Source organism: Methylobacterium aquaticum, assembly GCF_016804325.1.
Lineage (GTDB): Bacteria > Pseudomonadota > Alphaproteobacteria > Rhizobiales > Beijerinckiaceae > Methylobacterium > Methylobacterium aquaticum_C.
Window position 1 is genome coordinate 3,239,664 of record NZ_CP043627.1, and the last position, 12,193, is coordinate 3,251,856.

At 71.6% G+C, this 12,193-nt stretch carries 10 protein-coding genes and 1 pseudogene; 9 read left to right on the plus strand and 2 right to left on the minus strand.

Annotated elements, in window-relative coordinates:
• The first annotated feature begins 16 nt into the window (after positions 1 to 16).
• From F1D61_RS14740 to F1D61_RS14775, 8 genes and pseudogenes are all read left to right on the plus strand, one after another.
• Positions 17 to 1,102 (plus strand): AbrB family transcriptional regulator, encoded by a 1,086-nt coding sequence (locus F1D61_RS14740; RefSeq protein WP_203158651.1) that lies wholly within the window; start codon positions 17 to 19, stop codon positions 1,100 to 1,102.
• A 248-nt stretch (positions 1,103 to 1,350) separates the two neighbouring features.
• Positions 1,351 to 2,927, plus strand: a pseudogene (gene ilvA, locus F1D61_RS14745) (threonine ammonia-lyase, biosynthetic).
• 392 nt (positions 2,928 to 3,319) lie between these two features.
• Positions 3,320 to 4,225 carry a prolipoprotein diacylglyceryl transferase gene (gene lgt, locus F1D61_RS14750; RefSeq protein ID WP_203158652.1) on the plus strand — a complete coding sequence of 302 codons (906 nt, stop codon included), beginning with the start codon at positions 3,320 to 3,322 and terminating at the stop codon, positions 4,223 to 4,225.
• Positions 4,216 to 5,307, plus strand: a complete 1,092-nt coding sequence (locus F1D61_RS14755; RefSeq protein ID WP_246775969.1) for a class I SAM-dependent methyltransferase — start codon at positions 4,216 to 4,218, stop codon at positions 5,305 to 5,307. Before lgt ends, F1D61_RS14755 begins: the two co-directional genes overlap by 10 nt.
• Positions 5,308 to 5,433: 126 nt before the next feature.
• Positions 5,434 to 6,201 (plus strand): peptidoglycan editing factor PgeF, encoded by a 768-nt coding sequence (gene pgeF, locus F1D61_RS14760; protein ID WP_203158653.1) that lies wholly within the window; start codon positions 5,434 to 5,436, stop codon positions 6,199 to 6,201.
• 319 nt (positions 6,202 to 6,520) lie between these two features.
• Positions 6,521 to 7,438 carry an outer membrane protein gene (locus tag F1D61_RS14765; RefSeq protein ID WP_203158654.1) on the plus strand — a complete coding sequence of 306 codons (918 nt, stop codon included), beginning with the start codon at positions 6,521 to 6,523 and terminating at the stop codon, positions 7,436 to 7,438.
• Between the two features lie 176 nt (positions 7,439 to 7,614).
• The gene (locus F1D61_RS14770; protein WP_203158655.1) at positions 7,615 to 7,830 is read left to right on the plus strand and encodes a DUF2842 domain-containing protein; all 216 of its coding nucleotides are present in this window, start codon (positions 7,615 to 7,617) and stop codon (positions 7,828 to 7,830) included.
• A gap of 147 nt (positions 7,831 to 7,977) precedes the next feature.
• On the plus strand, positions 7,978 to 8,325 hold the full coding sequence (locus tag F1D61_RS14775; protein WP_203158656.1) for a hypothetical protein: 348 nt from the start codon (positions 7,978 to 7,980) through the stop codon (positions 8,323 to 8,325).
• A gap of 104 nt (positions 8,326 to 8,429) precedes the next feature.
• Here F1D61_RS14775 and F1D61_RS14780 read toward each other — a convergent pair whose 3' ends face one another.
• Positions 8,430 to 9,485, minus strand: coding sequence for a polysaccharide deacetylase family protein (locus F1D61_RS14780; RefSeq protein WP_203158657.1), 1,056 nt, complete (start codon positions 9,483 to 9,485; stop codon positions 8,430 to 8,432).
• 100 nt (positions 9,486 to 9,585) lie between these two features.
• On the opposite strand from F1D61_RS14780, the gene F1D61_RS14785 reads away from it, so the two are divergent.
• The gene (locus tag F1D61_RS14785) at positions 9,586 to 10,767 is read left to right on the plus strand and encodes a GNAT family N-acetyltransferase (RefSeq protein ID WP_246775892.1); all 1,182 of its coding nucleotides are present in this window, start codon (positions 9,586 to 9,588) and stop codon (positions 10,765 to 10,767) included.
• Between the two features lie 339 nt (positions 10,768 to 11,106).
• On the opposite strand, the gene cobT is transcribed toward F1D61_RS14785, so the two are convergent.
• Complete coding sequence (cobT, locus tag F1D61_RS14790; RefSeq protein WP_203158658.1) at positions 11,107 to 12,135, minus strand: nicotinate-nucleotide--dimethylbenzimidazole phosphoribosyltransferase; 1,029 nt, start codon at positions 12,133 to 12,135, stop codon at positions 11,107 to 11,109.
• Positions 12,136 to 12,193 lie beyond the last annotated feature (58 nt).

A 12,193-nucleotide genomic window follows, 5' to 3' on the forward strand; every position in this document is an offset into this window, starting at 1 on the left:
AACGCCATAGGACGCCATGCTCCCCGCCCCGCCGGATTCGCGCCGCTCAGCTTCCTGCGCGGCCCTCCTGTGGACGGGCCTCGTCGCGGCCTCCGCGGCGTTGTCGGGTCTGTTCTACCTCGCGGGCTTCCCGGCCGCCCTGCTGCTCGGGCCAATGCTGGCCGGCATCGCCTTCGGGGTGCGCGGCGCGCCGATCCGGGTGCCGAAGGCCGGCTTCCAGGCGGCGCAGGCGCTGATCGGCTGCCTTGTGGCCCATGCCGTCAACGCCTCGATCGCCGCGACGCTCCTGGAGGACGGGTTCCTGATCCTCGCGGTCGTCGGCGTCACCGTCGTGGCGGCGGCGCTGACCGGCTGGGTGCTCACCCGTATCCGCCTCCTGCCCGGCACCACCGCCGCCTGGGGTTCGTCGCCCGGCGGCGCCTCCGCCATGGTGGCGATGGCGGAGGAATTCGGCGCCGATCCGCGCCTCGTCGCCTTCATGCAATATGTCCGGGTCGCCTGCGTGGCCCTCACCGCCTCGCTGGTCGCCCGCTTCCTCGCCGGGGGCAGCGGCGCGGCTCCCGGAGCGGACATGAACCCGGCGCCGCTCGCGGTCCTCGCCACGCTCGCGGTCGCGGGCATCGGTGCCTGGGTGGGCTTGCGCCTGCGCATCCCGGCCGGTGCGATGATCGGGCCCCTCGTTCTCGGCGCCACGCTCCACGCGACCGGGCTCGCCGACATGGCCCTGCCGTCCTGGCTGCTCGCGCTCGCCTATGCGGGAATCGGCTGGACGGTGGGCCTGCGCTTCACCCCCGCCACCGTGCGGGCGACGCTGTTCGCCCTGCCCGGCGTGCTGGTGGCGACCTTCGGGCTGATCGGGCTCTGCGGCCTCTGGGCCTTCGGGCTCACCTTCCTGCTCCCGATCGACCTCCTCACCGCCTACCTGGCGACGAGCCCCGGCGGGCTCGATTCGGTGGCGATCATCGCGATCGGCACCCATTCGGACGTGTCCTTCGTCCTGGCGGTGCAGACCCTGCGGCTCCTCGTCGTCATCGTCACCGGTCCGATGGTGGCGAAGTGGATCTCTCGGAGTGCCGGAGAGGTCCGCCGAGAGCCTGTCTGATTCGTCAGGCCTGTGGTCCGGCACGGACGCTGCCATCTCTCCGCGTCATCCTGAAAGGTCGGCGGTTATGGATCCCGGGTTCCGCTTCGCGGCCCCAGGATGACGCGGAGGGTGTCACCGCGGTCGGCTCGCTCGAACAGGTTCAGAGGCCGATCTGCACCTGTCAAGCTCGCATCCCGCAACGAAAACCGCTATTCACCCGCCTCCGAGGCGGCTCTCGCCGCCCGTTCCGGACATGACGTAAAGCCGTGCACGACTACATCAAGAAGATCCTCGGGCCCGCGTCTACGACGTCGCCATCGAGAGCCCGCTCGATCCGATGCCGCGCCTGTCGCAGCGCCTCGGCGCCAGGGTGCTGCTCAAGCGCGAGGATCTGCAGCCGGTCTTCTCGTTCAAGATTCGCGGCGCCTACAACAAGATGGCGAGCCTGGCCCCGGAGGCGCTGGCCCGCGGGGTGATCTGCGCCTCGGCCGGCAACCACGCGCAAGGGGTGGCGCTCGCCGCCAAAAGGCTCGGCGTCACGGCGGTCATCGTGATGCCGCGCACGACCCCGGCGATCAAGGTCGAGGGGGTGAAGTCCCGCGGCGGCCAGGTGGTGCTGCACGGCGACGCCTTCGACGAGGCCTATGCCCACGCCAAGGGGCTCGAGGCCGAGCAGGGACTGACCTTCATCCACCCCTACGACGATCCGGACGTGATCGCCGGCCAGGGCACGATCGGGCTCGAGATCCTGCGCCAGCACGGCGACCCGATCGAGGCGGTGTTCGTGCCGATCGGCGGCGGGGGCCTGGCGGCCGGCGTCGCCACCTTCATCAAGTTCATGCGGCCCGAAACCAAGGTGATCGGCGTCGAGCCGGCGGATGCCGCCAGCATGGCGGCGGCGATCGCCGCGGACGACAGGGTGGTGCTCGACACGGTCGGCCTCTTCGCCGACGGCGTCGCGGTGCGCCAAGCCGGGGCCGAGACCTTCCGGCTCTGCCGCGAGTACATCGACGAGGTCATCACCGTCGACACCGACGCGATCTGCGCCGCGGTGAAGGACGTGTTCGACGACACCCGCGCTATGTCCGAGCCCTCCGGCGCGCTGGCGGTGGCGGGCCTGAAGGAATACGCCGCCCGCGGCGGCATGGGCTCGGGCGGCCTGGGCTCGGGCGCCCTGGTGGCGATCAACAGCGGCGCCAACCTGAACTTCGACCGGCTGCGCCACATCGCCGAGCGGGCCGAGATCGGCGAGCGCCGCGAGGCCCTGTTCGCCGTCACGATCCCCGAGCGGGCCGGCAGCTACCGCGCCTTCATCCGGGCGCTCGGCCGGCGCGCCATCACCGAGTTCAACTACCGCTACGCGCCGGGCGCCGAGGCGCAGATCTTCGTCGGCGTGCAGCTCGCCGGCGGGCGGCCCGAGAAGGAGGCCCTGATCGCGGAGCTGCGCGGCCTCGGCTATCCCCTCGTCGATCTCACCGACAACGAGGTGGCGAAGCTCCATGTCCGCTACATGGTCGGAGGCCGGGTCACCGGCCTCGCCGACGAGCGGCTGCTGCGCTTCGAGTTCCCGGAGCGGCCGGGGGCACTCCTGAAGTTCCTCGACAGCCTCGGCGTGGCCTGGAACATCTCGCTGTTCCATTACCGCAACCACGGGGCCGATTACGGCCGGGTGCTCGCCGGCATCCAGGTGCCGGAGGCCGAGCGCGGGCAGTTCGCCACGGCGCTGGCGGAACTCGGCTACGAGCATGTCGACGAGACCGACAACGCCGCCTACCGGCTCTTTCTCGATGGGCAGCCGCGGGAGGTGAAATCCCCGGCGGCCGCGGTCGCACCGGCGGCGTGAGGGGGCGAGGGCAATTTCCCTCTTCCGCGGGCGGGGGAATGGCGCGCCTCCCCTCTCCAGTGTGGGAGAGGGGCCGGGGTGAGGGTGCTACGGTTGTTAGTCAAGCACTGAACGTCGAGCTGGCAGCGGAACAGTCCAGTCTTATTGCGGCACCGTAGCACCCTCACCCCTACCCCTCTCCCACACGGGAGAGGGGATCCCGCGCTCGATTTTGAAAGCGGTTTTTCCTGGACAGGTCTGTCCAGCCGCCAAGGGGTCAACAGCCCTCTCTCGGTTTCCGACCAGACCGAATCAGCCCCACACCCGCAACACGGGCGCCGCACGCTCGACACGCTGTCGCGGCATGAGAGGCGCCTTGACGCCGCCTCGCCACAGGTCCACCCCTCCGCCCGATGCCTCCGCTTCTCGCCCTGCCCTTCCCCGCCATCGACCCCGTCGCGGTTGCGATCGGGCCGTTGCAGATCAAATGGTACGCCCTCGCCTACATCGTGGGCCTCGTGGGCGGCTGGTATTATGCCAAGCGCCTGGTCTCGGCCCCGTCGCTGTGGGGCGCGGTGCGCCGGCCGACCGCCCTCGACATCGACGACCTGATCGTCTGGGTGGCGCTCGGCGTCGTGCTCGGCGGGCGCATCGGCTACGTGCTGTTCTACAACCTCGCCGCCTATCTGGCGCATCCGGCCGAGATCCTGGCGATCTGGCGCGGCGGCATGTCGTTCCATGGCGGGTTCCTCGGGGCGGTGCTGGCCCTGGTGCTGTTCTCCCGCCGCCGCGGCCTCAACACCTACGCGATGCTCGACCTCGCCTCGGTGGTGGTGCCGATCGGGCTGTTTTTCGGCCGCATCGCCAATTTCGTGAACGGCGAGTTGTGGGGCCGGCCGGCGCCGGACTTCGCTTACGCCATCGTGTTCCCGAATGGCGGGCCGCTGCCGCGCCATCCGAGCCAGCTCTACGAGGCCTTCGCCGAGGGGCTGGTGCTGTTCGTCCTGATGGCGATCGCGGTGCGGCGCTTCGGCTTCCGCCGGCCCGGCCTGCTCGGCGGCCTGTTCGTCGTCGGCTACGCCATCGCCCGCACCACCTGCGAGTTCTTCCGCGAGCCCGATCCGCAGCTCGGCTTCCTGTTCGGCACCCAGGTCGGGGCGCTCGACGGCGGCATCACCATGGGGATGCTGCTCTGCGTGCCGATGCTGCTGGCCGGCGCGATCTTCATCGTGCGGGCCCTGCGCGGCGACACGCGGCCCCGGCCGCGGCTGGACGAGGGCGCGGCCGATTCCGACACCTCGGAAGCGACATCCGCGTGAGCGCGACGCCGCTCCTCGGCGAATTGCGCCGCCTGATCGCCGTCGAGGGACCGATCACCATCGAGCGCTACATGGCGCTCTGCCTCGGCCACCCGGTCCACGGCTATTACCGCACCCGCGATCCCCTGGGCGCGGCCGGCGACTTCACCACCGCGCCGGAGATCAGCCAGATCTTCGGCGAGCTGCTCGGCCTGTGGACGGCGGAGGTCTGGTACGGCCTCGGCCGGCCGGGTGCGTTTCGCCTGGTCGAGCTCGGCCCCGGCCGCGGCACGCTGATGGCCGATGCGTTGCGCGCCCTCAAGGCGGCGGCGCCGGACTGCCTGGCGGCCGCCGACCTGCACCTCGTCGAGACCAGCCCCACCTTGCGGGCGGCGCAAGGCCGGGCGCTCCCGAACGCGGCCCCGACCTGGCACGATGCCCTCGACACGCTGCCGGGCGGCCCGGCGATCCTGCTGGCGAACGAATTCTTCGACGCGCTGCCGGTGCGCCAGTACCAGCGCACCGAGCGCGGCTGGTGCGAGCGCCGGGTGGGGCTCGACGAAAGCGGCCCGGACGGCGGCGGCCTCGCCTTCGGCCTGAGCCCCGATCCGACGCCGGAGATCGCCGCCGAGGGGGCGCCCGGTGCGATCCTGACCCTGCCGGCGGTCGCCCTCGATCTCACCCGCCGGATCGCCGGCCGCCTCGTCCGCGAGGGCGGCGCGCTGCTCGCCATCGATTACGGCGACCTCTACGGCGGCACCGCCGACACGCTCCAGGCGGTGGCGCGCCATCGCTTCGCCGATCCCCTGGAGGCTCCCGGCGAGACCGACCTGACCGCCCAGGTGGACTTCGCGGCTTTGGCCCGCGCCGCCGCGGGAGCGGGCGCTACGGTGCATGGGCCGGTGACGCAGGCCGATTTCCTCCTAGGCCTGGGCCTCGCCCAGCGGGCCGAGCGGCTGGCGGCCCGGGCGAACCCGGTCCAGGCCGCGGCGGTGAAGGCCGGCGCCGACCGCCTGATCGACCGCAGCACCCGCGGCATGGGCAACCTGTTCAAGGTCATGGGTCTCGCGGGGCCGAACCAGCCGGGCCTGCCGGGCCTGTAGAAAAAGATTCCCGGTTTCGACACGATTGTCCGGCGATCCTGCGGGGCCGCCTGCCATCACCCTGTGTCGTGCCCCCTCTGCCCCGACCCCTCTGCCCGGCCCCCTCTCCCCCAGGACCCTCCCGCGATGTTCATCGAAGCGCCCGAGCTGAGCTCCCATTCGACGATCCGCCACGCCTTCTTCACCCGGCAGGGCGGGGTGTCGGAGGGGCTCTACACCTCCCTCAACGGCGGCCTCGGCTCGGGCGACGACCCGGAGCGGGTGCGGGAGAACCGCCGCCGGATGACGGCGCAGCTCTCCCTGCCTCCCGAGAACCTGGTCAGCCTCTACCAGATCCATTCGGCCGAGGCCCTGGTGGTCGAGGCGCCCTTCAAGGAGCGCCCCCGCGCCGACGCGATGGCGACCCGGGTGCCGGGCCTCGCGCTCGGCATCCTCACCGCCGATTGCGGGCCGATCCTGTTCGCCGATCCGGTCAACCGGGTGGTGGGCGCGGCCCATGCCGGCTGGAAGGGCGCGCTCACCGGCGTGATCGAGGCGACGCTCTCCGCCATGGAGGGGTTGGGCGCCGAGCGCAGCGGCATCGTCGCGGTGCTCGGGCCGACGATCGGGGCCGAGGCCTACGAGGTCGGCCCGGAATTCCGCGAGCGGTTCGAGGCGGCGGACCCGGACAATGCCCGCTACTTCGCGGCGAGCCCGGAGCGTGCCTCCCACAGCCTGTTCGACCTGCCGGCCTACATCGTCGCGCGGCTCGAGCGGGCCGGCATCGGCGAGGTGGCGAATCTGGGTCTCTGCACCTACGCCGACCCGGACCGCTTCTTCAGCTACCGCCGCACCACCCACCGGGCGGAGGCCGATTACGGCCGGCTGGTCTCGGCGATCGCCGTGACCCCTTGAAGCGGGCTTAATCCTCCGTCAGGGCCCGCAATGTAAGGCTGTTAGGGTGCCGAGGGCCTATCGGCAGGTTCGGCGCGGCAAGCGTAGCAAAAAATATCTGTGCGCCCGTGAACCTTGGCCATACACGCGCGTTAGGGGGTAAGGAGCCAAGGGAATGCTCGCGATGAACAGCCGTTAAGGCCGCGGTGAAACCCACCAGCGTTGTCGCGAGGACACAGCTTTCCCGGAGCTCCCGGGGTATGTCGGGGACACTGCTTCGGACGGACGCCGACCCGCAAACGGGCGCGATCGCCGCGGCATAGTAGGAAGGACCAGTACCATGAAGTCGCTTCTCAAGAGCGCTACCGCCCTCGCTGGCATCGTCGTCGCCGGCTCGGCCTTCGCCGCCGATCTGCCGCGCCGCGTCGCTCCGCCGCCGGTCTTCACGCCGGTTCCGGTCTTCACCTGGACCGGCTTCTACGCCGGTTTCAACGCCGGTTACGGCTTCAACACCGCTGACACCCGCGCCCCGACCGTCGTCGGCGTGCCGGCCGGCACCACCGCCGCCAACAGCGTGTTCATCAACCAGTTCGGCGCTCCGACCACCGGCGTGCTCGCCTTCGGCAACCGCAACAGCAACGACGGCTTCGTCGGCGGCGGCCAGGTCGGCTACAACTACCAGTTCACCCCGGGCTCGGGCGTGGTCGTGGGTATCGAGGCCGACGCCCAGTACGTCGACTTCGGCCGCAGCCGCAACCGCTTCGCCTTCGCGACCGCTCCGGGCGGCGGCGTGGCCCCGGGCACCCTGGTGTTCAACCCGAACGGCATCTCGGGCCTGGACTTCTTCGGCACCGTGCGCGGCCGTCTCGGCTACGCCTGGGACCGCACCCTCGTGTACGCCACCGGCGGTTTCGCCTACGGCTCGGGCGGTGGTCGCGACTTCGGTCTGACCAACAGCTCGCGCGACGACTTCCAGACCGGCTGGACCGTCGGCGGCGGCGTCGAGTACGCTCTGCCCACCGACTCGTTCTTCAACTTCTTCCGTTCGTCGGCCGTGACCCTCAAGGTCGAAGGCCTGTACGTGAAGCTCGACCAGGGCAACCGCAACAACGGCGTGTTCGCTCAGACCGCCAACGGCACGCAGTACTCGGTGTTCTCGCCGGGCGTCGTGTCGGTCGGCCCGGCCAACCTGTACCGTCGCGAGACCGAGTTCGCGGTCGTCCGCGCCGGCCTGAACTACAAGTTCAACGGCTTCTAGTCGTCACACTCCGTCACCCGACGGAAAGGGAGCCCGGCCGCAAGGCCGGGCTCTTCTTTTTTGTCCCCTCCCCGGGCGCCCGGCCCACCCTGCGTCGGCGGACCGGATTGCGGCCGCGGAGCGCCTCGCGTAGGCGGGAGGTCATCCGTCCGCCACCGCATCAGGTTTTTTCCACCATGCGCCGCCGCACCCGCTCGCTCGTCGGGACGATCGTGATGATCGCCTTCGTGCTGATCTATGCGCCCCTCGCCATGGCGCTCGCCGACAGCCGCATCGCCCAGACGCCGCCGCTGGTGCAGTCGGTGCTCTATGCGATCCTCGGGCTCGCCTGGATCATCCCGCTGATGCCGCTGATCCGCTGGATGGAACGGCCCGACCGCGATCCGGCGTGACGCGGTTCGACGAAACGACCCAATGAACCGGCTGGTGCAAAAGGCCGGGTTTTCGCCAAAAAGGGCTGCCAGACCCGGGCCCGCCGCCCTCGCCGCGCCCGCCCGCTTCGGCATTTCCCTCGACATCCGCAAGGCAGCCCCAGGCCCATGCGCCACGTGCTCGCGCTCTTCCTCCTCCTCGGTCCCCTTGCCGGTGCCGCCCTGGCGCAGGGCGCGCCGCGCTCCGTCGGCGATTGCGAGCGGATCAAGGGCGACCTCGCCTACAACCAGTGCCTGTCGCTGTTCGGCCCCGCCGCGAAGGGCGTCGCGGCCGCCGCCGCCGCGGTCTCGGCGGCGATCCCGCGCCTGCCCCAGGCCATCGCCGAGGCGGTGCAGCCGGAACCCCGCGGCCGCCGCGGCTGGAACCGGCGCCTGCGCGGCGGGCGCCAGAGCGCGAGCTTCGCGGTGATCAGCGGCGGCGGGAGCCGCCATTACCGCCGCCGGCGCCACCGCTGAGCCTGGAGCATCCTCCGACGACGCGCAGACCGATTCGTCGAGGACGATGCAGCAAGATCGAAGACAGGGAGCGCGTCGCGATGGCAGCGCGTTCGTGATGGGCCCTACCCGACATTGAGCCGCCGGCCCCGGTTCCAGGCCAGGAACGGCACGCCCGAGAGAAGGGCCCGCAGGGCCGCGTCGGTCTGGAAGCAGCCATTGACCGAGACCCGCGGCAGGGCGTGCAGGTGGGCGGCATGCCGGGGGAAGAGGTGGCCGGGCCTCGTGGTGACGGCGGTGCGGTAGCCCGCCTCGCGGGCGAGCGCGAAATCCCGCGGCCCCGCCGAGCCGGGATCGCCGACCGGATAGGAAAAGTGCTCCGGCACCCGGCCGAGCAGGTCGCCGAGGCGCGCCCTGCCCTCCACGATCTCGCGGCGGGCGGTGGCGGCATCGTGCTTGGCGAGCATCGGGTGGGACAGGGTGTGGGCGGCGAGCGTCACCGCCTCGTCCCGGGCGAGATCGCGCAACTCGCCGCCCGACAGGCACAATTCGCGGGCGATCGTCGTCGCGTCGATCCCGGCCTCCTCGCACAGGCGCAAGGTCGCGGCGCGCAAGGCATCCTCCGGCCCGGCCCGCAAGGCGCGGTAGCTCGCCGCGAAGGCCACGGATTTCTGCGCCTCGCCGACCGCCGGGCAATCGAGCCCCACCTCCGGCAGCCGCACCCGGTCGAGGACCCGGATCGCCCGTTCGAGCTCGATCCACCACAGCCGGCCGGTCCCGGTGGCGTAGTCGTGGGTGACGAACAGCGTCCAGGGCGCGCCGTGGCGGCGCAAGGTCGGGGCGGCGTGTTCCAGGTTGTCGCGATAGCCGTCGTCGAAGGTCAGCACCGCGAAGGGCTCGCCCGCCTCCGTCAGACGGCGCGGCAGCTCCGACAGGGGAACGATCGAGAACCCCCGTGCCCGCAGGGCCGTGAGCGTGCGGTCGAGGAAAGCCGGGGTGATGGCGAGCAGGCGGTTCGGCGCGTAGGCGCCCGGCGGCGCCTCCTCCGGCCGGACGTGGTGAAAGGTCAGGATCACGCCGCGGCCGCGGGCGACCGGCGCGAGCCAGCGGTCGGCCCCGGTCGCCGCGATGGTGGAGAAGCCGGCCTGGAACAGGCGATGACGGGCGGATGCTGGGAGCATGACCGGAGGATGAGGCCGATCGGCCAAAGCTTCGTTACGCCGTTTGCGGATTCTGCACGCTTGCCCGCTACCCCATCGATCAGACGGGAGAGGTGGGGCGATGAGCGGCACGATGCAACTCGCGGTGGAGGGCGTGGCGGCCGGCCCGGCGCGGCCGGTCGCCCTCACCCCCGAGATCTTTTCCAGCCTCGCGGCGGCCGAGGCGCCCTGGCGCGCCCTCGAGGCCGCGCCCGGCACGGTGATGACGCCCTATCAGCGCTTCGACTGGGTGGCGGCCTGCGCCGGCATCCTGCCGGCGGGTGCCCGCCCCTGCCCGGTGCTGCTGCGCGATCCCGCCGGCCGGCCGGTGGCGCTGCTGCCACTCTTCGTCGACCGCGAGGCCGGCATCCGGGTCGGCCGGGTGATCGGCGGCCGGCACGCCAACTTCCACATGCCGCTCTTCGCCGGCCCGGAGGCGATGGCCCTGCCGGCGGATTCCTACACCGGAGCCCTGCGCCGCGCCGGCGCCCGGGCCGGGATCGACGTGATCCACCTGCCCGACCAGCCACGCCTATGGAACGGGCTGGCGAATCCGCTGGCGCAGGGCACCGCCTCGCCAAGCGATGCCTACGGCCTGGCGCTCGAGGCCGATCCCGAGGCGGTGCTCAAGCGCGTCATGAGCGGCGACGCCCGGCGCAAGCTGCGCCAGAAGGAAAAATGGCTGGTCGCCGCCCATGGCCCGGTCGCGCACCGCGTCGCGGCGGATGCCCAGGAGGGCGAGGCGATCCTGTCGGCCTATCTGGCCCAGAAGGCGGTGCGCTTCGCGCAAACCGGGATCGCCGACCCCTTCGCCGACCCGGCGGCGCAGACCTTCCTCGCCGAGGCGCACCGGGCCGGCGCCCTGGAGCTGCACGCCCTGCGGACGGAGGAGGGCCGCATCCTCGCCACCTTCGTCGGCGCCGTCGACGCGACGCGCTTCAGCGGCATGCTGACCTCGTTCGACCCCGACCCCGCGCTCGCCCGTTTCAGCCCCGGCGACCTGCTGCTCCAGATGCTGATCCGCGACCAGGCTTCGCGCGGCCGCACGTCCCTCGATCTCGGCGTCGGCGAGGCGCGCTACAAGGCCAGCGTCTGCGACGAGACCATCGCTCTCGTCGATGCGGTGATCCCGGTGAGCCTGCGCGGCCGGGCCTACGGCGCCGCGGCGGAAGCGGGCGCGCGGCTGAAGCGGCGGATCAAGCGCGATCCACGGCTCTGGGCGCTGGTCGGGCGGGTGCGCAAGGCGATGGCGCGGTCGGCGTGATGGGGATGGCAAAGGCATCCTCCGCTTCAGCCGCGAGGTACATGACAGCTGCGTGACGCCAACGAACCATGGGCTTTCCCACCCACGACCTCATCCTGAGGTGCGACCGGAGGGAGCCTCGAAGGAGGGCTCCAGAAGTCTCGGTGGTTCCTGGAGCCCCCCTTCGAGGTCAGTCCATCTTCGATGGACTGACACCTCAGGATGAGGTTGCGGATGGGATTGAGAGCCTGGAGCAAGCAAAAAGCTCCCAGCCCCCGCATCACTTCCGGAGCCGCAGAAGCAGCACCGGGGATGACACGAACGGTGTCAGTCACGTCGTGGAAATCGTCTCCCGGACTCTCAGACCGGCCCCGACACCCCCGCCTGATCGAAGGTCGCCATCTCGCGGTGGCAGGCCACCGCCGCCTTGACGAGGCCGAGCGCCAGCGCGGCGCCGCTGCCCTCGCCGAGGCGAAGCCCGAGGTCGAGGAGCGGGCGCAACCCCAGGCGCTCGAGCACCGCGGCGTGGTCGCCCTCCGCCGAGACGTGGCCGGCGAGGCAATGGTCGAGGGCCCGGGGATCGACGGCGTGGAGGAGCGCCGCCGCGGCGGTCGAGACGTAGCCGTCGATCACCACCGGCACCCGTTGCAGCCGCGCGGCCAGGATCGCCCCGGCCATGGCGGCGATCTCGCGGCCGCCGAGGCGGGCCATCACCGCGAGGGGATCGTCGAGATGGCCCTGGTGGCACGTCAGCGCCTTTTCCACCGCCGCGACCTTGCGGGAGAAGCCGGCCTCGTCGACGCCGGTGCCGCGGCCGACCCAGGCTGCCGGCTCGCCGCCGAAGAGCGTGGCGTAGATCGCGGCGGCCACCGTGGTGTTGCCGATGCCCATCTCGCCGACGGCGAGACCGTCGGTCCCCGCCGCCACCGCCTCCATGCCGAACGCCATGGTGGCGACGCAGGCCTTCTCGGTCATCGCCGGCTCGGCGGTGATGTCGCCGGTCGGCATGTCGATGGCGAGGTCGAACACCTTGAAGCCGAGGCCGTAGGCGGCGCAGATCTGGTTGATCGCAGCGCCCCCGGCGGCGAAGTTGTCGAGCATCTGCCGGTTGACGGTCGCGGGATAGGCCGAGACGCCCCGTGCCGCCACGCCGTGGCTGCCGGCAAAGACGCAGACCAGCGGCCGGTCGAGGCTCGGCGGCGCCTTGCCCTGCCACGCGGCCATCCAGGCGGCGAGGAATTCGAGCCGGCCGAGGCTGCCGGCGGGCTTGGTCAGGAGCGAATCGCGGGCCGACACCTCGGCGGCGGCGGATTCGTCCGGCCCCGGCATGGTGGCGATCAGGCGGCGGATGTCGTCGAACGGGGCGGCGTCGGTGGGCGTATCGGCCATGGTCGGTGTCCTGCGGGGGCAACCCGGAAGGTGGGGCTTTCGTGAGGGGTGCAGATAC

What these genes read in the sequence shown, in the direction of transcription:
- F1D61_RS14740 (WP_203158651.1), top strand. Translation starts at nt 17, where the DNA reads ATGCTCCCCGCCCCGCCGGATTCGCGCCGCTCAGCTTCCTGCGCGGCC.
- lgt (WP_203158652.1), top strand. Translation starts at nt 3,320, where the DNA reads ATGCCTCCGCTTCTCGCCCTGCCCTTCCCCGCCATCGACCCCGTCGCG.
- pgeF (WP_203158653.1), top strand. Translation starts at nt 5,434, where the DNA reads ATGTTCATCGAAGCGCCCGAGCTGAGCTCCCATTCGACGATCCGCCAC.
- F1D61_RS14765 (WP_203158654.1), top strand. Translation starts at nt 6,521, where the DNA reads ATGAAGTCGCTTCTCAAGAGCGCTACCGCCCTCGCTGGCATCGTCGTC.
- F1D61_RS14770 (WP_203158655.1), top strand. Translation starts at nt 7,615, where the DNA reads ATGCGCCGCCGCACCCGCTCGCTCGTCGGGACGATCGTGATGATCGCC.
- F1D61_RS14775 (WP_203158656.1), top strand. Translation starts at nt 7,978, where the DNA reads ATGCGCCACGTGCTCGCGCTCTTCCTCCTCCTCGGTCCCCTTGCCGGT.
- F1D61_RS14780 (WP_203158657.1), bottom strand. Translation starts at nt 9,485, where the DNA reads ATGCTCCCAGCATCCGCCCGTCATCGCCTGTTCCAGGCCGGCTTCTCC.
- F1D61_RS14785 (WP_246775892.1), top strand. Translation starts at nt 9,586, where the DNA reads ATGAGCGGCACGATGCAACTCGCGGTGGAGGGCGTGGCGGCCGGCCCG.
- cobT (WP_203158658.1), bottom strand. Translation starts at nt 12,135, where the DNA reads ATGGCCGATACGCCCACCGACGCCGCCCCGTTCGACGACATCCGCCGC.